Origin of the sequence: Dactylosporangium sp. NPDC050588 (genome assembly GCF_040654975.1) — a bacterium.
GTDB lineage: Bacteria > Actinomycetota > Actinomycetes > Mycobacteriales > Micromonosporaceae > Dactylosporangium > Dactylosporangium maewongense.
Window position 1 is genome coordinate 1 of the sequence record NZ_JBFAJA010000020.1, and the last position, 22345, is coordinate 22345.

Consider the following 22345-nt stretch of genomic DNA (forward strand, 5'->3'; position numbering starts at 1 on the left):
CCTCAACAAAGACCGCACCAACCACAACTGACCAACCACGGGAGGGGTCAAAATTCCCGAACCCAAACGGGGTCAATTTTCAAAAATCGGCGACAGCAGCAGTGTGTGCCGGGTCGCGGTGCGGCGAAGGCTCGGTGAGGTGGTGTGGAGGGCGCCCGATTCACGCAGTGCCGGGTCGTGGGGCGGTGGGGTGGAAGGCGCGCCCGGATCAAGGGCGGCGGGTCGCGGAGCGGTGCGGGAGCCACTGGCCGCGGACGCGGCGGGCGGCGGGTTCGGCGAGGTGGTGTGGAGGGCGCCCGGTCCGCACGGTGGCGGGTAGTGGGGCGGCGGGTGGAAGGCGCCTGGTCGTGGGGCTCCGGGTCGCGGAGCGGTGTGCGAGGGGCGCCTGGTCCACGGAGCGGCGGGTCGTGGGGCGGCGGTGGAAGGCGCGCCTGGTCTTGGGGCGGCGGGTCGCGGCGCGGTGCGTGAAGGGCGTCCGGCCCGCGCGGTGGCGGTCGCGGAATGGTGTGGGAGCCAGCCCGCGGGCGCGGCGGGCGAAGGCTCGGCAAGGTGGTGTGGAGGCACCTGTTTGCGCGACGGTGGTTCGTGGAGCAGCGGCTCGCGGAGCGGTGCTGGGGGGTGTCGGGTCGCGGTGTGGTGGGCGGAGGGTTTGGCGAGGTGGTGTGGAGGCACCTGTCTGCGCGGCGGTGGGTCGTGGAGCAGCGGGTTGCGCGGCGGTGTGGGGTGTCGGGTCACGGTGTGGCGGGTCGCGGCGCGGTCGTGGAGTGCGCCTGCTCCACGGGGCGGCGGGTCGCGGGGCGGTGCGCGAGGTGCTGGCCGCGGGTCCGGCGGGCTCGGCAAGGTGGTGTGGAAGGCGCCCGATTTACGCAGTGCCGGGTCGTGGGGCGGCGGAGTGGAAGGCGCCTGGTCGTGGGGCTCCGGGTCGCGGAGCGGTGTGCGAGGGGCGCCTGGTCCACGGAGCGGCGGGTCGTGGGGCGGCGGTGGAAGGCGCGCCTGGTCTTGGGGCGGTGGGTCGCGGCGCGGTGCGTGAAGGGCGTCCGGCCCGCGCGGTGGCGGTCGCGGAATGGTGTGGGAGCCGGCCCGCAGGCGCGGCGGTCAAGGTGGTGTGGAGGCACCTGTTTGCGCAGCTGTGGGTCGTGGATCAGCGGTTCGCGGAGTGGTGTGGGGCGGGTCGCGGTGTGGCGGGCGGAGGGCTTGGCGAGGTGGTGTGGAGGCACCTGTTTGCGCGGCGGTGGGTTGTGGAGCAGCGGGTCGTGGTGCGGTGCGGGGCGATGGGCCACGGTGTGGAGGGTGCCCGGTCCACGCAGTCGGGTTGCGGGTCAGCGGTGTGGGGCGTCGGGTCGCGGTGTGGCTGGCGAAGGGCTTGGCGAGATGGTCTGGAGGCACCTGTCTGCGCGGCGGTGGGTCGTGGAGCAGCGGGTCGTGGTGCGGGGCGCCGGGTCGCGGTGCGGCGGGCGAGATGGTCTGGAGGCACCTGTTTGCGCGGCGGTGGGTCGTGGAGCAGCGGGTCGCGCGGCGGTGTGGGGGTGTCGGGTCGCGGTGTGGCGGGCGAAGGGTTCGGTGAGGGGGTGTGGAAGGCGCCTGTCCGCGCAGTGGCGGGTCGCGCGGCGGTTTGGGGCGTTGGGGGCACGGTGCGGCGGGCGCCCGGTTCACGCAGGGACGGGTCGCGGAGCAGCCGGTGGGGGCGGCGGGTTACAGAGTGGCCGGGGAAGGGCTCGGCGAGGTGGTGTCGGATGCCGAGGGGGATGGGGACGTGGAGGTCGACGGTGAGGTCGACGCCGACGGGGACTCCGAGGGCGACGGGGAGGCGGAGGGCGACGCCGACGGGGAGGCGGACGCGGACGGGCTGGCCGGGGGAGACGTCGAGGGCTTGGCCGATGTCGGCCGGGTCGTCGGTGGGCGGGTCGTCGGCTGGGTCTGCGGAGGTGTCGTCGCCGGGGGCGGTGGGGCGGGGGCCTGGGTGGTGGCGGTGGGGACGGGGCTCGCGCCGGCGGTGGCGGTCTGCAGCTGGCCGGTCGAGGGAGGCGTGCCCTCCGCCTGGGGCTGCCCGATGGCGGCGACCGCGGCGAACGACACGACCGCGGCGACCGCCGAGCCGACGAGGGCCCGGATCGCCCAGCGCCGGCCGCCGCGGGTGGCGGGCGCGGTGGCGGGTGGCGGCGGTGTGGTGCGGGCCGAGCGCAGGTCGACGAGGGTCACGTCGTTGAGGTGGGCGGTGGAGCGGGACTGCCCGCCGAACGGCAGCCGCGACAGCACGATCCGGGTGTGCGCCGCCGAGCGGGCGCCGAGGTGCGTGGCGGGCCGCACCCAGGGCCGGTGCGCGGCCGGGGGCGTGGCGGACCGGACGGTGGAGGCGTCGCGGCGCAGGCGGACCGGGGGGAACGCGCGGGGCAGCGCCGACAGGCCCCGGACCGAGAACGGCAGGACGGAGAAGGGCAGACCAGCCGACCGGCGGGCCGGAGACAGCGGCGGACCGGCGGCGGTGGAGGCGGTGGAGGCGGCGGACGTGGTGGAGGCGGCGGACATGGTGTACCAGGCGGGCAGGTCGACCCTGGTGCGGGCGATCCGGGCGAAGCCGAGCGCGGCCTCGTCGCTGCTGGGGCGCAGCGCGGGGTCAGGGGCCGTGCACCGCTCGATGAGCGTCGCCAGCGCGGCGGTGTCAGAGCCGGAGCCGGACGCCGGGGAGCCGGGCGCGGTGGGGTCGAGGGCGGACGCGAGGAGGGCGCCCAGCGCGTGCACGTCGATGCTCACGTCGTGCGGGTCGTCGCCGCGGCGGTCGGTGAAGCCGAAGACCTTCGCGCCGACGTCGGTGAGGGCGATCTTCGCGGCGGTGAGCGCTCCGTGCGTGACCCACTGGCCGTGGGCGTGGGCGAGGGCGGCGCCGACCTCCGCGCCGGTCTGGGCCGCCTCGAGCGTGGTGAGCGGGCCTTGGCGGAGCCGGTCGGCGATCGTGACGCCGTCGATGAACTCCATGACCACATACGGCACGTCGCCCCGCGACGGCAGGTCGACGGTCCCGACGTCGTAGACGGCGGCGACGTTGGCGTGGGTGAGGCGCGCGGCGGCGCGGCCCTCGGCGAGGAACACCGCGGCGAGCTCGGCGCGGTCGGCGCGCAGCAGGCGGACCGCGACCTGACGGCGCAGGAGCTCGTCGTGCCCCTCCCAGACCTCGCTGGTGGAGCCCGCACCGATCAGCCGCTCGAGCCGATACCGGCGTTGCAGCATCATCGCGACCGGGGGTTCCTCACTGCTCGCCGGATGGTCAGCTCCAATTATGCCGACCTCACCACGTCAAACGCCCTGATGAGACCGGAACGTTGTCAGATCTGACCCTTCCGGCGCCGGCGTGAGGCGCCGGACGACGCGCCGGGTGAGGCGCCGACCGAAGCAGCGGGTGACGAGCCGGCGGGAGCAGTGAAAGACGAGCCGGCGGAAGCAGTGGATGAGGCGCCGGCCGAAGCGGTGGGCGACGCGGCGAACTGGTCGACCACCGTGCACGCGTCGGCGAGCGGGTCGTGCTCGTCCACCCGGGTCGCGGCCCTGCGCAGCAGCGCCCGGAAGAGCTCCCGCTCCGCCTCGTCGAGCGCGCTGAGCACCCGCGACTCGACGTGCGCGAGCTTGCCCTGCAGCTCACACATCGTGGCCCGGCCCGCGTCGGTGGCCACGATCCGCCGGGCGCGCCGGTCGGCGGGGTCGGGCCGCCGCTCGATGAGGCCTGCCTGCTCCAAGTCGTCCAGCAGGTAGGTCATCACGGTCCGGTCGATGCCGAGCTTGTTGGCGAGGGCGAGCTGCGTGCCCTCGGCGCCGGAGGCGGCGGCCGCGAGGACCTGGTAGCCGCGGGGGCCTCCCGGGACGCCGGCGATCACGTGCCCGGCACCCTTCGCGTAGGCGCGCAGCATGACGCCCAGCGCCCAGCCGAGGTCCGACTGGAGCTCGTCGCGAACCTCCGGCGCCTGCGTCATGCAGCAATGATAAGCAGCTCACTCACTCTTGCGGGAAGATGTTCTGCTGTGCAGACTATCTGTACAGAAGCGCAAGCATTGATGGGGAGCCCGAACATGCATCTGTTCCGTCTCGACGCCAGCATCCGCACCACCGGATCGGTCAGCCGCGCCCTCGCGGACACCGCCGAGCGGGCCTGGCTGGCCGAGCATCCCGGCGCCACCGTGACCCGGCGCGACCTCGGCGCCCACCCGCTGCCGTCCGACGCGTGGAGCTCCCTGGCCCGCGCCGCCGTCGACCCGTCCGCTCCGGCCCCCGCCGACGAGGCCCGCGACCTGGTGGACCGGCTCGCCACGGAGCTGCTCGACGCCGACGCGTTCGTCTTCGCGGTCCCGCTGTACAACTGGAACCTCCCGGCACAGGTCAAGGCATGGATCGACCTGCTCGTGCTGCACCCGCGCCTCGGCGTGCACGGTGACCAGCCGCTGCTGGGCAAGCCCGCGGTCCTCGCGCTGAGCCGCGGCGGCGGTTACGGGCCGGGCGCCCCCAAGGAGGGCTGGGACCACGTCACGCCCTACCTGCGCCGCCTGCTCGGCGAGGTCTTCGGCCTCGACCTGCACATCGCCGAGGCCGAGCTGACCCTCGCCGACGTGACCCCCGCGATGGCGCCGCTGCGTGGCCTGGCCGCCGAGTCGCTGAAGAAGGGGCACGAGCAGGCGGCGGCGCACGGTGTACGGGTGGCCGAGCTGATCAGAGCCTGACGGCGGCTACATCGGGGGCAGGTTGCCCGTGACCTCGATGGCGGTGGCGATCAGCGACTGCAGCCGGGCGGTGAGGGCGAGCAGCAGCTGGTGGGCGGCCGGGCCGGAGTGCGCGGCCGCCTCCCGGAGCGTGTCGAGGTCGACCTGCAGCTGCGACAGCTGGCCGGGCAGGTCGCCCTTGCCCGGCACGAGAGCGCCCGCCATGTCGGCGAGGCTGACCCCGTTGGCCTCCAGGGCCCTGATCGCGGCGATCCGGTCGACGCAGTCCGGGTCGTAGAGCCGGAAGTTGCCCGCGGTCCGGTCGGCCGGCGCGATCAGCCCGAGCCCGGTGTAGAAGTCCACCGTGCGGGTGGACACGCCGGCTTGGTGTGCGAGCTCCCCGATCCGCAGCAGTCTGGACATCAGCCAACCCTACAGTGTCGCGTGTTAGTCTCCGCGAATGGTCTTCAAGAGCCTGAAGCGCGCGCTCGGTGTCGGTGGCCCGACGGTCGACACCGTCCTGGACAGTCCGGACGTGCAGCCCGGTGGGTACGTGCAAGGTCAGGTCCGGTTCGCCGGTGGAGACCACGAGGTCGAGGTCGAGCGGATCGTCGTCGCGCTGCAGACGCGCGTCGAGGTCGAGGGCGCCGACAGCGAGTACGACGCGACGGTCGAGTTCCAGCGCCAGCAGCTCACCGGTGGGTTCCGGCTCGGCCCGGGGCAGCAGCACGCGGTGCCGTTCCAGCTGCCGATCCCCTGGGAGACGCCGATCACGCACATGTACGGGCAGCGCCTGCACGGCATGACCATGGGCGTGCGCACCGAGCTCGAGGTCGCCAGGGCCATCGACAAGGGTGACCTCGACGCGATCAACGTGCACCCGCTGCCGGTGCAGGGCGCCATCCTGGACGCGTTCGGGCAGCTCGGTTTCCGGTTCAAGGCCGCGGACCTGGAGCGCGGGCACATCCACGGGGTGCACCAGACGCTGCCGTTCTACCAGGAGATCGAGTTCTACGCCGCGCAGCAGTACGCGAGCCGCATCAACGAGGTCGAGGTCACGTTCGTGACCGACCCGCACGGCACGCAGGTCATCATCGAGTTCGACAAGCGCGGCGGGATCTTCACGGAGGGCACCGACTCGATCAGCCGGTTCCAGGTCGGGCACGCGCAGGCCGGGGCGGTCAACTGGCCCGCCGAGGTCAACAACTGGATCCAGCAGGCGACGCAGCGGCGGGGTTGGCATTTCTGAAAGCAAGCCACCGACCGGTACCGTTAGCGGCACGTCAAACTGACCGTCGGACACGGGAGGCCCGGGGATGCGTGAGCTCGTCGTCGTTGGTGTGCGGGCGCAGACCTGGCAGAGCCGTCCGATGGTGCTGCTCAAGGACGAGCAGACCGGCCGCCACCTGCAGTTCGCGGTCGAGGGCGGCCCGCGGGACATGGTCGAGCCGGTCAGCGCCGAGCTGTTCCAGCGGGCGCTGACCGCGTTGCGCGCCCCGCTGCGGGCGATCGAGGTCGTCGCGGCCACGGGCCCGTTCCAGCTGGTGCTCGGCGACGGCATCCGCGTGCCGGCCGCGCCCCTGGAGGCGATCGGCCTGGCCCGCCACTGGCGGGTGCCGATCGTGGCCAGCGAGGAGCTGCTCGCCCAGGCGTCCGTCGACGCCCCCGAGGGCGCCACGCAGCCGCTCGACCTGACCGCCCACATGGAGAAGCTGCCCTCGGGCCGCGCGACCCTGCTGATCCGCAAGGGCGCCGAGGCGGGCGCCGAGTTCGCCCTCGACGGCGAGATCGTCCGCTGCGGCCGCGACGCCGCCAACCAGATCGTCCTGGACGACAACACGGTCTCCCGCAAGCACGTCGAGTTTCACCGCAACCCGAGCGGCTTCGGCTATTCGACGCTCGACCTGGGCAGCCTCAACGGCACGTATGTCAACGGCGAGCGCGTCAAGAGCGCCACGCTGAAGGACGGCGACGAGGTCCAGGTCGGCAAGTTCACGCTGTCCTACCAGCTGCGCTGACCCAGACTCGGCCCGCGACCCCGCCGCGACCCGCCCGCCTCACCAGGCGGACGGGTTGTAGTCCTTCAGGAAGCAGCCGTAGAGGTCCTCGCCCTGCTCGCCGCGCACGATCGGGTCGTACACGCGCGCGGCGCCGTCGGTGAGGTCGAGCGGGGCGTGGAAGCCCTCCTCGTGCAGGCGCATCTTCGTCGGGTGCGGGCGCTCGTCGGTGATCCAGCCGGTGTCCACCGCGGTCATCAGGATGCCCTCGGTCAGCATCTCCTCCGCGCTGGTGCGGGTCAGCATGTTGAGCGCGGCCTTCGCCATGTTGGTGTGCGGGTGGCCGGGGCCCTTGTAACGACGGCTGAACTGGCCCTCCATGGCGGACACGTTCACCACGTACTTGCGGCGGGCCGGCGCCGCGGCCATGATTGGGCGCAGCCGGCTGACGAGGATGAACGGCGCCGTCACGTTGCACAGCTGCACCTCGAGCAGCTCGAGGGGGTCGACCTCGTGCACCCGCTGGGTCCAGCTGTTGATCGAGGCGAGGTCCGGCACGAGCCCGCCGGCGTCGATCGCGGTCAGTGCGGCGACCTTCTCCGCGGTGGTGTTGCGGCTCGTCAGGGCCAGGGCCGTGAGCGCGTCCGGCGGGATGAGCGGCGACGCGCCGGCCTCCAGGGTCAGCTCCGCGTGCGGGTCGGCCTTGTGGAACGTCAGCAGCTCCGGCATCGGGCCGTCCAGCTCGACCGGCGTGGACTCCGCCGCGACGAGATGGGAGTAGGACCCGGGCGCCCGCTTCACGGTCTGCGCGGCGTTGTTGATGAGGATGTCCAGCGGGCCCTGCGCGGCGACGTCGTCGGCGAGCGCGACGACCTGGGCCGGGTCGCGCAGGTCGATGCCGATGATCCGCAGCCGGTGCAGCCAGTCGGCGCTGTCGGGCATCGCCGCGAAGCGGCGCACCGCGTCGTTCGGGAACCGGGTCGTGATCGTCGTGTGGGCGCCGTCGCGCAGCAGGCGCAGCGCGATGTACATGCCGATCTTCGCCCGGCCGCCGGTCAGCAGCGCCCGCCGGCCGGTGAGGTCGGTGCGGGCGTCGCGGCGCTGCCGGTTGAGGCGCGCGCAGTCCGGGCAGAGCTGGTGGTAGAACGCGTCGACGTCGACATACCGGTTCTTGCAGGTGTAGCAGGACCTCGGCCGCAGCAGCCGGCCCGCGGTCGCGCCGATGGTCGGTGAGACCAGGGCGATGCCCTGCGTCTCGTCGTCGATGCGGCCGGGCGCACCGGTCGCGGTGGCGGACGTCACGATGCGGTCGTTCTCGGTGATGGCCGCGCGGCGGTCGCTGCGCCGCTGGCGTTTGACGCTCTTGTACAGGTGTGACGTCGCCCTGCGCACCCGCACCACGTCTGGGTGGTCCGGTGGGAGCTCGTCGAGCTCCTCGAAGACGGCGAGGCAGATCGCGAGCCGGTCGGGGTCGATCCCGGGCCCGAACGGCACGCCCTCGCTGTCGACCGGGACGCCCACGGGGGCGTCGGCGGTGCGGCGGGGCATGGCGTCCTCCGGAGCGTCGGCGGGGGAGTGGCCGGCCCTCGGAGCAGGGGCGGAGACGAGAGTGGGGTCGTGCGGGGTCACCCCGGAACTGTACGCGAAACGTCGAACGGGTCCGGGTGGCGCCATTGCCGCCCCGGACCCGCCGCTGCCGCGACGTCCCCCGTCCCCCGTTGATGTCAACCGGTGGCCGTCGCGCTGCTTTCGACACTAGTCAATAAACCCGATTTTCCGGTTATTTCGGACAAATCAGGGGGTCTCCGCCCGAACGTGTTCGGCGGGTGCCGGGTCGCCGCCCGCGCGGAGGTTTCTGGCCAGGGGCACCAGCAGCGGCGCGGCGAGCGCGATGACCAGCGGCGACAGGAGGAACCCGATCCGCGGTCCGGTCGTCGCGTCCAGGATCGCGCCGTCCACGGCGGCGCCCGCCGCGGCGCCGACCGAGAACGCCGTCGCCACCCACGCGAACGCCTCCGCCGCCGTGCCCGCCGGCGCGATCCGGTCGACGGTGACGAACGTCGCGGCCAGGAACGGCGGCAGGAACAGCCCCGAGAGGACCGCGAGGAGCAGCAGCAGGACCGGCTGGGACGGGGCGAACAGCAGCGGCGCGTACCCGAGGCCGAGACACAGGGCGAGCAGCGGCAGCCGCCGCCCGTCGACCTTCATCCGGGTGTTGACGAGCCCGCCGATGAGCGCACCCGTCGCCTGCGCCGCCAGGATCCAGCTCGACCAGCCACGGCCGCCGACCGACTCCGCGTAGTCGATCACCGCGACGGGGAGGCTGCCGACACCCGTACCGACGAGGACCACCGCGACGAGCAGCAGCCTCAGCCGGCCCGAGCGCAGCGCCCCGGCCCAGTGCCGCTCCGCGTGCTCACCGCGCCACCCGCGCACCACGGGCGTCGTGACGAACCACACGGTCCCGGCCAGCTGCAGCCCCGCGGTCACATACAGGCCCGTGACGGGACCGCCGGCCGCGACGGACGCGCCGGCGACCAGCGGACCGAAGATGAAGATGAGCTCCTGCACCGCGATGTCCAGGGTGTACGCGGTGGGCACCTGCTCCTCCGGCAGCAGCGACCGCCACAGCACCCGCAGGCCCGCCTCGAACGGCGGCGCGCCCAGCCCCGCCAGGAGCGCCGCGAGCAGCGCCGCCCACAGCGGCACGCCCGACGCGAGGAACACGAACCCGGCGGTCGACACGGCCGCGCCGGCCAGCATCACCGGCGGCTGCCTGAACCGGTCGGCGACGCGGGCGAGGACCGGCCCGCCGACCGCGACCCCCGCCGTGTAGACGCCGACGAGCGCGCCGGCCGCGCCGATCGACAGCGTCTCGCGGGCGAACAGCAGCAGCGCGACGGGTGCGGCACCGAGCGGGAGCCGGCCCAGCAAGCTCGCGGCGAGGACCCTGGCGACCTGAGCGGTCCGCAGCACGACAGTGAGCATGCCAGCGATCATGCGCGCCCGGCGTGACCCGAGTCGAGCTGGGTATCGCGGTGTGACGCTCACGACGGAGGCTTGCATGGCACCCCACATCGTGGTGGTCGGCGGCGGGTTCGCGGGGTTCCACGCGGCCCGGCGGCTGGCCCGGCTGACCCGCGGGCGGGCGCGGATCACGCTGCTCAACCCGACGGACTACTTCCTGTACCTGCCGCTGCTGCCGGAGGTGGCGGCCGGTGTCCTGGAGCCCCGCCGGGTGGCGGTGTCGCTGCCCGCCGCCCTGCCGGGGGTGCGGTTCGTGCTCGGCAGCGCCACGCACGTCGACCCGCACCGGCGCACGGTCCGCTTCGAGGACGGCGCCGCGCGGACCCGGCAGCTCACGTACGACCGGCTGGTCATCACGGTCGGGAGCGTCAACAAGCTCCTGCCGATCCCCGGTGTCGCCGAGCACGCGCACGGCTTCCGCGGCATCCCGGAGGCGCTGTACCTGCGCGACCACCTGATCCGGCAGGTCGAGCTCGCCGCGTCCGCCGACGACCCGGCGGAGTGCGCGGCCAGGCTGACGTTCGTCGTGGTCGGCGCCGGCTACACCGGCACCGAGGTCGCCGCGCACTGCCGGCTCGCCGTCGCCGACATCGTCAGCCATCAGCCGTCCCTGGCCGGGGTGCCGGTGCGCTGGCTGCTGCTGGACACCGCGCCGCGCGTGCTGCCGGAGCTGTCGCCGCGCCTCTCCCGCACCGCGGACCGGGTGCTGCGCGCCCGCGGCGTCGAGGTGCTGACCGGCGCGTCCGTCGCCGCCGCCGAGTCGGACCGGGTCCGGCTCACCGACGGGCGGGTCGTGCCGACCCGCACCCTCATCTGGTGCGTGGGGGTGCGGCCCGACCCGCTCGTCGAGGACCTCGGGCTGCGCACCGAGCAGGGGCGGCTCGTCGTCGACGAGTACCTGACGGTGCCCGGGTTCCCGGACGTGTTCGCCTGCGGGGACGCCGCCGCCGTGCCCGACCTGACCCGCCCCGGACGGCTGACCCCGATGACCGCGCAGCACGCCGTCCGCCAGGGCGCGCTCGCCGCGCGCAACGTGGTCGCGTCCTTCGGGATCGGGAAGCGGCGCCGGTACAAGCACCACGACCTCGGCTTCCTGGTCGACCTCGGCGGCCCGGACGCCGCGGCGAACCCGCTGCGGGTCCCGCTGTCCGGCCTGCCCGCCAAAGCCGTCACCCGCGCCTACCATCTGCTGTCGCTGCCGGCGAACCGCGCGCGGGTCGCCGCCGACTGGCTCGTCGCCTCGCACCCGCCCGCCGTCGGCCTCGGCCTCGCCTCCCCCGTCTCGCTTAACGACGCCATAAATACGCGTTAGGCGGGATTTGCAAATCGCAGAAGGGCTCGTTAAGCGCACCTCCGATACGTTTTTCCGCACCTGCTCGACAAAGGTGTGGAAGGAAAATTGGCGATGCGTAGATCCGTGCTGTATCCGCTGGTCGCACTGGGTGCGACGGCCGGCACTCTGTGGTTCGGCTCGCCCGCTTCGGCGCACGGATACGTATCCTCACCGCCGAGCCGGCAGGCGCTGTGCGCGCAGAAGAAGGTCGCCGACTGCGGTCCCATCCAGTACGAGCCGCAGAGCGTCGAAGGCCCGAAGGGGCAGAAGAACTGCAACGCCGGCAAGCCCGAGTTCGCGGTGCTCAACGACAACAGCCGCAACTGGCCCGCCACGCAGGTCGGCACCTCGGTCACCTTCAACTGGGTCCTGACCGCCCGGCACTCCACCAGCACGTGGGACTACTTCATCGGCAACACCCGCATCGCGCAGTTCAACGACGGCGGCAAGCAGCCGAACGCGACCGTGTCGCACCAGGTGAGCCTCGCGGGGTATTCGGGCCGGCAGACGGTCCTGGCGGTGTGGAACATCGCCGACACGGTGAACGCGTTCTACAACTGCGTCGACCTGCAGATCGGCTCCGGCGGCGGTTCCACCCCCACGGCGAGTCCCAAGCCCACTTCCACCGCTTCGCCCAAGCCCACGGCCACTGGTACCACTACCGCTTCGCCGAAGCCGACCGCTTCGAAGCCGCCCACCACCACGCCCGCCCCCGGCGGGGCCGCCTGGGCCGCCGGCGTCACCTACCACGTCGGTGACGTCGTCACGTACGACGGCCGCAAGTACCAGTGTCGCCAGGCCCACACCGCGATCTACAGCTGGGAGCCGATCTACACGCTCGCGCTCTGGCTGCCGGTGTGACCGCCGTGACGCGTTTCCGCACCGCCGTCGCGCTGCTGGTCGGCGCCGCGCTCCTGCTCACCGGCTGCAAGGACGTCGACCAGCCCGCGGGCGGTCCGCAGCGGGGTGCCGCGGCCGCGCCGCAGGGCGTCGCCGCCGTCGCCGAAGGCCCGCACAACGCCTACGACGTGCTGTTCCTGCAGATGATGATCGGCCACCAGCGGCAGGGCCTGGAGATGCTGAAGCTCGGCAAGGCCAAGGGCGTCCGCGAGGACGTCGTCAACCTCGCCGGCGCCATCGACGTCGTCGAGGCCGAGGAGGTCGACCGCATGAAGGGCTGGCTCACCGGCTGGAACGAGCAGGCCACCGGCAGTGACGACCACAGCAGCCACGCCGCGCACGGCGGCCAGCCCGCCACCGGCGAGGCGGAGATCAAGGCCCTGCGGGACGCGTCCGGCGCCGACTTCGAGACCAAGTTCCTCAACCTGCTGATCGCCCACCAGCACAACGCGGTCGAGATGGCGCAGCAGCTGAAGGCGAACGGCCAGAACAGCACCGTCAAGCAGTTCGCGGAGCGCATCGAGCTGTCCCGCACGCAGCAGATCAGCCAGATGCTGGCGCTCGTCAGCGGCTGACATGTTCCAAGAGGCCGGACGGGGGGAATCACTTCCTCGTCCGGCCTTCCTGTCTGCGTGAGGTGAGCGAGATGTCTTCCGAGGCCATGAGCCGCTGCCCCGTCTGCGGCGCGCGCGTCCACGTCAACGCCGGCTCCCCGACCCCGGCCCACCAGCCCGACGGCGTCACCGGCGCCGCGAGCCAGTGCGACGGGACCGGCCAGCCCTCCCGTTGATCTGCCCGGGTGACCCGCCCTCCGCAGGCTTTTCACCCGTTTTGTGGCGCTGTCGTCGTCGGTACCGGCGGCACGATCATCGACATGTTGCACCTCGACCCTGACAGCGTCCTTGTCACCACCGCCGCGGAACTCCAGACGCGCCACCTCGAACGCGACCCGGACGACCCGGCCCGCTGCGGCGCCTGCGGCGCCCTCCTGCCCTGTCCCGTCGAGGCCGCCGCGGCGCTCGTCTGCCGCGCCGGCGGCCTCTGGCTCGAGGGCGACACCCTCGTCGACGCCCTGGAACCTCCCACCCAGCTCCTCGCCATCCTTCCCGCGCCCGTCTGAACGCTCGAAGCGCCACGGCCGGGCGGCGTGACGCGGGTGGTTGTCGAGGGGGCGTAGGGTGGCTGACGATGTTCGCGCTGCGCACCAGGCTCGCCGGTGTCGTCGCGCTGGTGGCGCTCGGCGCCGCCGGTTGCGGCGGCGACCCCGCCTCCTCGACCGCCCCGCCGACCCCGGCCGCGTCGGAGTCACCCGGCCGCCAGGTGGGATCCGGTCCGTCGTCCTCGCAGGCAGCAGCGCCGAGCGCCGGCTCCACCGCGGGCGCCGCGGCCGGGCAGCCGGTCAAGCACGCGTTCCCGGTGCAGGGCAAGGCCTCCTACGCGCGGACCCACCACGACTACCCGGCCAGCGACATCATGGCCGCCTGCGGCCTCACCGCCGTCTCCCCGGTCGACGGCACAATCCTGGAGGTCACCCGCACCGACACCTACCAGGCGAAGGTCAACGACGGCGCCACCCGCGGCGGCCTCTCCGTCAACATCCTCGGCGGCGACGGCATCCGCTACTACATGTCCCACTTCTCCACGATCGACCAGGGCATCGAGGCCGGCACCCCGGTCAAGGCCGGCCAGCCGGTGGCCAAGGTCGGCCGCACCGGCGACGCCAGCGCCTGCCACATCCACTTCGGCATCTCCCCGGCCTGCCAGAAGACCACCGACTGGTGGACCCGCCGCGGCGCGATCTGGCCCTGGTCCTACCTCGACGCCTGGAAAGCCGGCACCGAGAAGTCCCCGGTAGCCGACGTCGAGAAGTGGCAGCAACAGCACGGCTGCCCAACCAAACCCCTGGTCAACCCGTAGCCCCGACCCGCCACCCTCCCCACCCGCGCCCCCTGACCGCACCAATCGCCTGCCTGCGTCACTGCCCAGTGGGAGACGCGGGGGCGGCGGAGATCATCCGACCGGCCAGACAGCCCAGGGGCGCGCGATGCGGGGGCGCGCGGCGAGCAGCCAGGCGGCACGGCGGCGGGCCGGGCGTGCGGCGCGGGCGGCACGGCGACGGGCCGGGCGTGCGGCGCGGGCGGGCGGCACGGCGGCGGGCCGGGCGTGCGGCGCGGGCGGGCGGCACGGCGGCGGGCCGGGCGCGCGGCGCGGGCGAGCGTGTGGCGTGGGTGGGCGTGCGGCGTGGGTGCTGGCGTGGGAGGCTGCGCCAGCAAGGCTGCGCCAGCAAGGCTGCGCCGTCGAACGCTCGGTGTGGGTGTACGGGCGTGCAGCGCGGCCTGAGCGACCAGGCGGTGCGGGGGCGCGCGGCGTGGGGCCAGGCGGCACGGCGGCGGGCCGGGCGGGCGAGCGTGCGACGCGGACGGGCGGCACGGGCGCCGGGCCGGACACGGGCGGCGCGGGCGGGCGTGCAGCGCGGTCCGAGCGGCCAGGCGACACGCACGGACGGCACGGCGACGGTGCCTGGCGGGCGGTGTGGACGGGCGGCACGGCGACGGTGCCCTGGCGGGCGGCGTGGTAGGGCGGCACGGCGACGGTGCCTGGCGGGCGGTGTAGACGGTGTGGTTCGTCTGGCGTGGGCGAGCGCGTGGCGTGAATGCGCTGGCGGGCGGCAGCGGGAGGCGATGCGGGCAGGCGGCGCCGGCGAGTGCAGAGTGGTTGCGTGGGTGGCCGGCGCGGCGACGAGGCCGGGCAGCCAGTGCGGGCGATGCGGGTCAGATGGCGCGGTCGGGCGTGTGGCGTAGGCACGCAGGCAGGACATGCGGGCGGCGCTGCGGGCGGACGCGGCGCGGTGCCTGGCTGTGGGAGCGGCCCTGGGCGATTTCTGCAGTTCGCCGGTGGGGCAGGTCCAGGTCGCGGCAGGTGGCTGCGGGCGGACGCGGCTCGGCGCCTGGCTGTGGGAGCGGCCCTGGGGGCGATTTCTGCAGGTCGCCGCCGGGGCAGGTTCAGGTGGCTGCGGGCGGACGCGGCGTGGCGCCTGGCTGTGGGAGCGGCCCTGGGGCGACTTCCGCAGGTCGCCGCTGGGGCAGGTTCAGGTCGCGGCAGGTGGTGGTCCGGACGAACTTGCCGGGAAGCAGGCGTCGACATTCGCGGCGCCCAGGACACCGGCCGCGCCCGAGGTGGCGGCGGGGCGGGCGGGCTGACGGCGTGGGTGCGCAGGCGGCGCGGGTGGCCGGCGTGAGATCTGCCCGGACGGTGCTCTGGCGTGTCCCGGCCCGGTGAGGATCAGGTTGTGCAGGTGGACGGCCGGGGAGCCGGTTGCGGGAGTGACCTTGAGGGTGCCTTCGGGATGAGTTCGCCCTGGGGCAGGTGGAGGTCGCAGAGGCTGCCGAGCGGAGGTCTCCGGAGGCAGGTGTGGACGTGGTCGGCGCCCGGGATGTCGATGACGCAGGCCGATTGCCGGCGGGCGGCATGGGCGAGCGAGCGGGCGGCATGGGCGAGCGGCTGTAGAGAGTCAGCTGCGGGAGTAGGCGAGCGGGACGTTGTATGAGTCTGCCGCGGGAGTAGCCCTTGCAGGTGTCTTCGGGATGAGCCCGACCGGGGCGGGTCCAGGTCGCGGAGGCTGCCAGAGGAAGAGTCGCCGGGCGGAGGTTTCCGGATGCAGGTGTGGACATGGGTGGCATCCAGGATGCCGGCCGACCAGGCCGGCGGAGCGTCGGTAGGCGGCGCGGGCAAGCAAGCGAGGCGACGCGCGAGCGGTGCAGGCAGGGCGGTGCAGGCAGGGCGGCGCAGGCAGGGCGGCGCAGGCAGGGCGGCGCAGGCGAGATCGCACAGGCGGAACTGCGTGGACGTGCGGCCGCGGGAAAGGCCCGGCACTGAGCTGGGCGGGCAGCGCGGGAGTCCGCCGCAGCGCGGTCGTGAGTGGGTCCTCGGCATGGCACGACCCGGGAGCAGGCGTGGACGTCGCGGCGCCCTGGACAGAGGCCGGGCAGGCCGCGCTCAGGACCACACCCCGGGCGGAGTCGCGGTGGACCGCTCCGGACACCGCAGAGGGTGGATGGGCCTCGCCGTGGCGGAATGTCAGTCGTAGCAGAGGCAGAACGGGTGGCCCGACGGGTCGCTGTACACGCGGAAGCCGGCCTCCTTCGTCGAGAGCAGAGTGGCGCCCATGTGCAGGACCTTGGACTCCGCGGCGTCGATGTCATCGACCTGGATGTCGAGGTGGATCTGCTGAGGGAAGTTGGGGTCGGGCCACAGCGGCGGGCGGAACTCGGGGGCGTGCTGGAAGCTGAGCTTCGTCGTGCCGTCGCCGATGTCGACCCAGTCGCTGTCGACGCGGGTGATGGGCAGGTCGAGCAGCTCGGAATAGAACCGGGCGAGCGCATGCGGATCAGGGGAGTCGAGCACCACCGAGGTAAGTTTCGCCGTCATGCCTCCATCGTGCCCGACGGGTATGACAAAAAACCCTGGGCCTGGATCGCCGTGATGGCGACGGTGTTGACGATGTCCTTGACCGTGGCGCCGCGGGACAGGTCGTTGACGGGTTTGCGCAGGCCCTGCATGACGGGGCCGACGGCGACGGCGCCGGCGGAGCGCTGGACGGCCTTGTAGGTGTTGTTGCCGGTGTTGAGGTCAGGGAACACGAACACGGTCGCCTGGCCGGCGACGGCGCTGCCCGGGAGCTTGGTGGCGGCGACGGAGGGGTCGATCGCGGCGTCGTACTGGATGGGCCCCTCGACCGGAAGGCCGGGGCGGCGGGAGCGGACGAGCGAGGTCGCCGAGGCCACCTTCGTCACGTCGGCGCCGGCGCCGGACGTCCCGGTCGAGTACGACAGCATCGCCACCCGCGGGTCGATGCCGAACTGCGCGGCGGTCGACGCCGACGACAGGGCGATGTCGGCCAGCTGCTCCGCGTCGGGGTCCGGGTTGACGGCGCAGTCGCCGTACACCAGCACACGGTCCGGCAGGAGCATGAAGAAGACGCTGGAGGCGACGCTCAGGCCCGGCACCGTCTTGATGATCTCGAACGCGGGCCGGATCGTGGCGGCGGTGGTGTGCGTCGCGCCCGAGACCATGCCGTCGGCGAGGCCGAGGTGGACCATCATCGTGCCGAAGTAGCTGACGTCGCGGACCACGTCCCGGGCCAGATCCAGCGTTACACCCTTATGTGCCCGTAAATCCGCGTAAACCGGGGCAAAGCGCTCCAGGAGCGGGGAGGTCGCGGGGTCGATCACGGCCGCGTCCGAGATGTCCAGACCGAGGTCCCGCGCCTTCCCGGCGATCACCGAAGGGTCACCCAGCAGCGTCAGCGACGCCACGCCGCGGCGCAGCAGGATGTCCGCCGCCCGCAGGATCCGCTCCTCCGTCCCCTCCGGCAGGACCAGGTGCCGTTTCGCGGCCCGCGCGCGGTCGATCAGGTCGTACTCGAACATCAGCGGCGTCACGCGCGTCGACGCCGTCAGTTCGAGGGCCGCCTCGAGGGCCGCGGTGTCCACGTTCGACTCGAACGCCCCGAGCGCCGCCGCCACCTTCCGCGGGTTGGCGGGGCCGAGCCGGTGCTCCATCCGCGTCGAGGCCGCGATCGTGTCGTAGCTCGCCGCCGGCACCGACAACACGGCGAGACCGGTGTTCAGCCGCTCGAACAGGGCGAGGGCCGCCGGGTCGGGCGCGATCCCGAGCGTGAGCACGATCCCGGCGAGCGGCACCGTCCCCGACGCGTGCGCGGCGGCCGCGGCGACGAGCAGGTCGGCCCGGTCGCCGGGGGTGATCAGCAGGCAGTTGGCGGTCAGGTGGTCGAGCACGGCCGGCACCTGGGCGGCGCCGACGACGTAGTCGAGCACGTCCCGCTCGAGCGACGCGGGGCCGGCGCTGACGACGGTCGCGCCCAGCGCCGCGGCGACCTCCGCGACCGTCGGCGCCGCGACCGTCGCCACGTTCGGGATCGTGTAGCAGGGCACCGGCAGCGCCGGCGGCTTCTCCGACGACTTGTTCACCACGACCGCGGCGACGGTGGCGTCGTGCTCGACCAGCCCGTGGTACGCCTGCCGCGCCACCGACTCGACCGTGTCGGCGTCCAGGCCGGCGCCGTTGACGACGGCGACCACGACCGCGCCGAACTCGTTGGCCAGGCGGGCGTTGAGCGCGAGGCTCGGCGACTGCTCGTCGTCGAGGTCGCTGCCGATGACGACGACGGCGTCGTGGTCGCGGGCGATCGGCCGGAACCGCTCCACGATCCGCCCGACGAGGCCTTCGCCGTCGCCCGCGGACAGCATCTGCGCGGCCTCGGCCGCCGTGACGCCGAAGAGCTCCTGATGGTCGCCGCCGATGTGGTACCGCTCGCACAGCAGCGCCAGGGTCGAGTCCTTCGCCGTCCCGTCGACGAACGGGCGGAACACCCCGATCCTGGGCACCTTCCGCGACAGGAGCTCGGCGAGGCCGAGCGCCACGGCGGACTTGCCGGATCCAGGTCCGTGTTCGACCAGGTACACGATGCGAGCCACACCGCTAGTCTGCCTGTCATGATCCTCGTGCTCAACAGCGGCTCGTCGTCGGTGAAGTTCCGTGTCGTCGACCTGTCCGACCCCGCGGCCGCCGGACCCCACGGTGTCGTCGAGCGGATCGGCGAGCCCGGCGGGGTCGCCGACCACGCGGCCGCGCTCGGCGAGATCCTCGGCGGCCTGGACACCGCCGGCATCGTCGCCGTCGGGCACCGGGTCGTGCACGGCGGCTCCACCTTCACCGCGCCGGCCCTCGTCGACGACGCGATGTTGTCGGTACTGCGGGAGCTCACGCCCCTCGCGCCGCTGCACAACCCGGGTGGCATCGCCGGCATCGAGGCGGCCCGTGCGGCGCTGCCCGGCGTCCCGCACGTCGCGGTGTTCGACACGGCGTTCCACGCCTCCCTGCCCGCGCAGGCGCGCACCTACGCCCTGGACCGGGACCTCGCTCGTCGGTTCGGGATCCGGCGGTACGGCTTCCACGGCACCTCGTGCGACATCGTCTCCCGGCGTACCGCGTCGCTGCTCGGCCGCCCGCTCGCCGCCCTGAACATGATCGTGCTGCACCTGGGCAACGGCGCCAGCGCCACGGCGATCCGCGGCGGCCGCAGCGTCGAGACGTCGATGGGCCTCACCCCGCTCGAAGGCCTCGTGATGGGCACCCGCTCCGGCGACGTCGACCCGGCGGTCCTGAGCTACCTGCACCGCGCCGCCGGCCTCTCCGCCGCCGAGGCCGAGGAGCAGCTCCAGCGCCACGGCGGCCTGAAGGGCCTGTCCGGCGCCAACGACATGCGCACGGTCCTTTCCCGGCGCGCGTCAGGCGACCCCGACGCGTCGCTGGCCTTCGACGTGTACTGCCACCGGATCCGCAAGTACGTCGGCGCCTACCACGCGGTGCTGGGCCGCCTGGACGCGATCACGTTCACGGCGGGCGTCGGCGAGCACGCCGCCCCGGTCCGCGCCGCCGCCCTGGACGGCCTGGACACCTGGGGCATCACGGTCGACCCGGCCCGCAACGCCGCCCACGCCCCGATCATCTCCCCGGACGGCGCCCGCGTGACGGTGTGCGTCGTGCCCACCGACGAGGAACTCACCATCGCCGAACAGACCCACGCCGTCACTGCCTGAAACCGCTGTGCATCGCTTGCGTGACATGTCCAAGGTCGATTAGGTGCGGTCGGTTATGGTGCTTTGAGAAGCGGAGCGGGCACCGCAGGACCGGTCCATGCGACGCTCCGGCGGACGGCAGTCACGTCGGCCTGGCCTGGCCGGTCAGGGTTCCGGTCCAGTCCCGCAGCCACACACGGGCGCGCCCGCGGTAGCAGCGATCGTGCGCAGCGATCGTGCGCAGCGCCCGCTCGGCCGGCTTCACGTTGGCGGCAGGCGTGGATTGCGTCCTGCAGAGGCGTTCGCCGCCTGCCGGTGGTGCCGCGCGGCGTAGAGCGGCGACGGGCCCCGCAGATGGCGAGTGCCCGCCGGACGGACGTCCAGCGACCCCGGGGCGGGCGGCAGACGATCGCCGCGCGAATGAGACCCCGGGCGCGCGGCTGCCGAGCGCCGTGAACGAGACCCCGGGGCGGGCGTCCGGCGAGCGCCGCGCGAGCGACCTGATCTCCTGGGGCCGGCACAGCGTCGACGCCAGCGCGTTGGCCTCCGTCTCCCGGCTGGCGGCATCACCGAACGCCTCCTGGAAGCCGCCGACCGCAACCTCTGGGCACACCCGGAGCAGTCCACCCTGGACGCCTTGCGCCAGGTGTACCTCGAAACCGAAGGCGACCTCGAGGACGGCAAGTAGGCCGGCACTGTGCCTCCGCCCCACCGCTGCCGCGGCGGGTCCGCGGTGATCGAAGGACGAACCAGGTCGTCAGGATGGCCGTTTCCTCCTTCGATCACCGCGCCGACGTCCTGTGCACTACCGCCCACGACCGCGCTACTCGCGGCACGGCGCTCGATCCTGGTCCCGCGGCGCGCTGCGACTGCCGCGCGCGTCCTGACCCGGTCTGCCTTGCATGATCAGGCGCCGACCTGCGGATCGGCGGTCCGGATGTCGATGCCGCATGGATCTGCAGCCCCGGAGCCCGTGGCCGGAGCCTGGTTCGAAGCCCGTGACCCGGAGCTCGCAGGTCGGCGGCGGCGTGGTGGCCCAGGCGACGCCCCGGAAGATCAGGCAGACTGCGGCTGGCGGGGGCCTGTGGAAGGAGGTGGCAGGCACGCACGGCACGGCGGTCGTCGGCACCGCGAAAGGCGTGTGCCCGTCGAGCGTCTGGCCAGCCGGGCGTTCGGTGGGTATCCGCTGGATGGATGCATGCGGATCGGCGACCACCGGATGCCGCGCATGCGCCGAAGCGGGCGCGCGTCAGCGCTGGCCGTGCGAGCGCAGCGAGCATGGGGGCCGCGGGTGGGAGGCGCGGAGCATCACAGGTCAGCGCCAGCCGCGGGGGTGGTTGGCGGTGCGGGGGCCGCTGCCGCGGGTGGTGGCGCCGGCGGCTTCGGCGAGAATGTCGGCAAGGTCGTCGAAGCCGTCGCGGACCAGGCCGGCCGTGATCCGGACGTGGTCGCTGTCGAGGTGGCTCACCTCGAAGGGGGCGCCGGGGGCGACCGCGATGCCGTGCGCCGCCAGGGTGAGCATGGCGACCTGCTGGTTCGCCACGGCCATCCAGAGGTTGATGCCGTCGGCGGCGGTGGCCGTGACGCCGCGGGTGTCGAGGGCGTCGAGCAGGGCGGTGCGGCGGCGGGCGTACTCGTCGCGGGCGTGGACCACGGCGTCCACTGTGGACGGGTCGGTCAGCAGTTCGACGAGGACGGCCTGCAGGAGGCGGCTGGACCAGCCGGGGCCGAGCAGGCGGCGGTCGGCGACGGCGGTGACCACCGAGGCGGGGCCGCCGATCGCGGCGAGGCGCAGGTCGGGGCCGTGGCTCTTGGAGAAGCTGAGCACGTGGACGGTCCGGTCGGGCAGGCGGCGGCCGAGGCTGACCGGGGGAGCGGTCGCGATGTCGCCGGCGTGGTCGTCCTCGATGACGGTGACGCCCGGGTGGCGGGCCAGGACGCGGGCGAGCTTGTCGGCGCGGGCCTGGGTCATGCTCGCGCCGGTCGGGTTGTGGGCGCGCGGCTGCAGGTACACCGCGACGGGCTCGCACTGCGTCAAGGCCAGAGCGAGGGCGTCGGGGCGCATGCCGTGCTCGTCGATGGCGACGCCGACGACCGTGGCGCCGACGGCTTCGAGGAGGTCCAGCATCGGCGGGAACGCGGGGTTCTCCACCAGGACGTGGTCGCCGAAGCGGACCACGGTGCCGGTGATCCTGTCGAGGGCGTCCATCGCCCCGTCGACGACGGTGAGCTGGTCAGGGGGGAACGGCCAGCGGGCCCGCAGGACGTCCTCCAGCGAGGGCAGGACCGCGCCGTCGAGGTAGCTGGTGGTCAGGCGGGCGTCGCCGATGCGGCGCAGGGCTTCGGTGAGCGACGGCAGCAGGTCGTAGTCGGGCACGCCGGTCGAGAAGTCGCGGAGCAGCTCCGAGGGGCCGAGCTCGCCGATGCGGCCGCCGAGCTGCGCGTACCGCAGACGCTGGCGCGGCAACGAGGGCGTGGCCACGAACGTGCCGGAGCGGCCCCGGGTTTGGATCGCGCCGGCCCGGGCAAGGCTGCGCCACGCCTCGGACACGGTGGTGGGGCTGATGCCGAGCTCGCGCGCGACGTCCCGCACGGTCGGCAGGCGGGAGCCCGCGGGCAGCGTCCCGGCGGTCACCAGGCGGCTGACGGCGGCGGCGATTCCCCGGGCGCTGCGGTCGTCGACCGCCCCGGCGATGAGCGCGAGCAAATTACATCTCCGAAACATTCTGTAACGCTTGGACCATTGTCCGCCTAGATTTGTGTCGTTAGTGTCCTACGGCATCCGACCCGAGACAAGGTCAACGT

18 protein-coding genes are annotated in these 22345 nt (G+C 73.5%); 10 read left to right on the plus strand and 8 right to left on the minus strand.

Annotated elements, in window-relative coordinates; all coding sequences use genetic code 11:
* Positions 1 to 1692 precede the first annotated feature (1692 nt).
* Both AB0I21_RS15795 and AB0I21_RS15800 read right to left on the minus strand, forming a co-directional pair.
* A complete protein-coding gene (locus AB0I21_RS15795) occupies positions 1693 to 3228 on the minus strand; it encodes a protein kinase (RefSeq protein ID WP_360561672.1) in 1536 nt (511 codons plus the stop codon).
* A gap of 92 nt (positions 3229 to 3320) precedes the next feature.
* A complete protein-coding gene (locus AB0I21_RS15800) occupies positions 3321 to 3962 on the minus strand; it encodes a MarR family winged helix-turn-helix transcriptional regulator (RefSeq protein ID WP_360561674.1) in 642 nt (213 codons plus the stop codon).
* 96 nt (positions 3963 to 4058) lie between these two features.
* On the opposite strand from AB0I21_RS15800, the gene AB0I21_RS15805 reads away from it, so the two are divergent.
* Complete coding sequence (locus AB0I21_RS15805) at positions 4059 to 4703, plus strand: NAD(P)H-dependent oxidoreductase (protein ID WP_354893203.1); 645 nt, start codon at positions 4059 to 4061, stop codon at positions 4701 to 4703.
* Between the two features lie 6 nt (positions 4704 to 4709).
* Here the strand turns inward: AB0I21_RS15805 and AB0I21_RS15810 are convergent, their stop codons facing one another.
* Positions 4710 to 5105: a MerR family transcriptional regulator gene (locus AB0I21_RS15810; protein ID WP_344502605.1), complete on the minus strand. Its 396-nt coding sequence runs from the start codon at positions 5103 to 5105 to the stop codon at positions 4710 to 4712.
* Positions 5106 to 5142: 37 nt separating this feature from the next.
* Between AB0I21_RS15810 and AB0I21_RS15815 the strand changes: the two genes are divergently transcribed.
* Entirely contained in the window at positions 5143 to 5931 is a 789-nt protein-coding gene (locus tag AB0I21_RS15815) for a sporulation protein (protein ID WP_360561676.1), read from the plus strand.
* 67 nt (positions 5932 to 5998) lie between these two features.
* Positions 5999 to 6700, plus strand: a complete 702-nt coding sequence (locus AB0I21_RS15820; protein ID WP_360561678.1) for an FHA domain-containing protein — start codon at positions 5999 to 6001, stop codon at positions 6698 to 6700.
* A 39-nt stretch (positions 6701 to 6739) separates the two neighbouring features.
* Here AB0I21_RS15820 and AB0I21_RS15825 read toward each other — a convergent pair whose 3' ends face one another.
* A complete protein-coding gene (locus tag AB0I21_RS15825) occupies positions 6740 to 8308 on the minus strand; it encodes an SDR family NAD(P)-dependent oxidoreductase (protein WP_360561679.1) in 1569 nt (522 codons plus the stop codon).
* Positions 8309 to 8473: 165 nt separating this feature from the next.
* A complete protein-coding gene (locus AB0I21_RS15830) occupies positions 8474 to 9667 on the minus strand; it encodes an MFS transporter (protein ID WP_360561681.1) in 1194 nt (397 codons plus the stop codon).
* Between the two features lie 76 nt (positions 9668 to 9743).
* Between AB0I21_RS15830 and AB0I21_RS15835 the strand changes: the two genes are divergently transcribed.
* The 6 genes from AB0I21_RS15835 to AB0I21_RS15860 all read left to right on the plus strand — a co-directional run bounded on the left by AB0I21_RS15835 (position 9744) and on the right by AB0I21_RS15860 (position 13856).
* A complete protein-coding gene (locus AB0I21_RS15835; RefSeq protein ID WP_360561682.1) occupies positions 9744 to 11018 on the plus strand; it encodes an NAD(P)/FAD-dependent oxidoreductase in 1275 nt (424 codons plus the stop codon).
* Between the two features lie 87 nt (positions 11019 to 11105).
* Positions 11106 to 11900, plus strand: coding sequence for a lytic polysaccharide monooxygenase (locus tag AB0I21_RS15840; RefSeq protein ID WP_360561684.1), 795 nt, complete (start codon positions 11106 to 11108; stop codon positions 11898 to 11900).
* A gap of 5 nt (positions 11901 to 11905) precedes the next feature.
* On the plus strand, positions 11906 to 12514 hold the full coding sequence (locus AB0I21_RS15845) for a DUF305 domain-containing protein (protein ID WP_344502598.1): 609 nt from the start codon (positions 11906 to 11908) through the stop codon (positions 12512 to 12514).
* 71 nt (positions 12515 to 12585) lie between these two features.
* Entirely contained in the window at positions 12586 to 12729 is a 144-nt protein-coding gene (locus AB0I21_RS15850; protein WP_344502597.1) for a hypothetical protein, read from the plus strand.
* A gap of 84 nt (positions 12730 to 12813) precedes the next feature.
* Positions 12814 to 13059 (plus strand): hypothetical protein, encoded by a 246-nt coding sequence (locus AB0I21_RS15855; RefSeq protein ID WP_344502596.1) that lies wholly within the window; start codon positions 12814 to 12816, stop codon positions 13057 to 13059.
* 68 nt (positions 13060 to 13127) lie between these two features.
* Complete coding sequence (locus AB0I21_RS15860; RefSeq protein ID WP_360561686.1) at positions 13128 to 13856, plus strand: M23 family metallopeptidase; 729 nt, start codon at positions 13128 to 13130, stop codon at positions 13854 to 13856.
* Positions 13857 to 16016: 2160 nt separating this feature from the next.
* Here AB0I21_RS15860 and AB0I21_RS15865 read toward each other — a convergent pair.
* Together AB0I21_RS15865 and pta are read right to left on the minus strand one after the other, a co-directional pair.
* Entirely contained in the window at positions 16017 to 16367 is a 351-nt protein-coding gene (locus AB0I21_RS15865) for a VOC family protein (RefSeq protein WP_360561688.1), read from the minus strand.
* On the minus strand, positions 16364 to 18436 hold the full coding sequence (gene pta / locus AB0I21_RS15870; RefSeq protein ID WP_360561690.1) for a phosphate acetyltransferase: 2073 nt from the start codon (positions 18434 to 18436) through the stop codon (positions 16364 to 16366). The genes AB0I21_RS15865 and pta overlap by 4 nt, the downstream gene beginning before the upstream one ends.
* Before the next feature lie 18 nt (positions 18437 to 18454).
* On the opposite strand from pta, the gene AB0I21_RS15875 reads away from it, so the two are divergent.
* A complete protein-coding gene (locus AB0I21_RS15875) occupies positions 18455 to 19561 on the plus strand; it encodes an acetate kinase (protein WP_360561692.1) in 1107 nt (368 codons plus the stop codon).
* A gap of 1294 nt (positions 19562 to 20855) precedes the next feature.
* Here AB0I21_RS15875 and AB0I21_RS15880 read toward each other — a convergent pair.
* Complete coding sequence (locus AB0I21_RS15880) at positions 20856 to 22247, minus strand: aminotransferase class I/II-fold pyridoxal phosphate-dependent enzyme (RefSeq protein ID WP_360561693.1); 1392 nt, start codon at positions 22245 to 22247, stop codon at positions 20856 to 20858.
* Between the last annotated feature and the right edge of the window lie 98 nt (positions 22248 to 22345).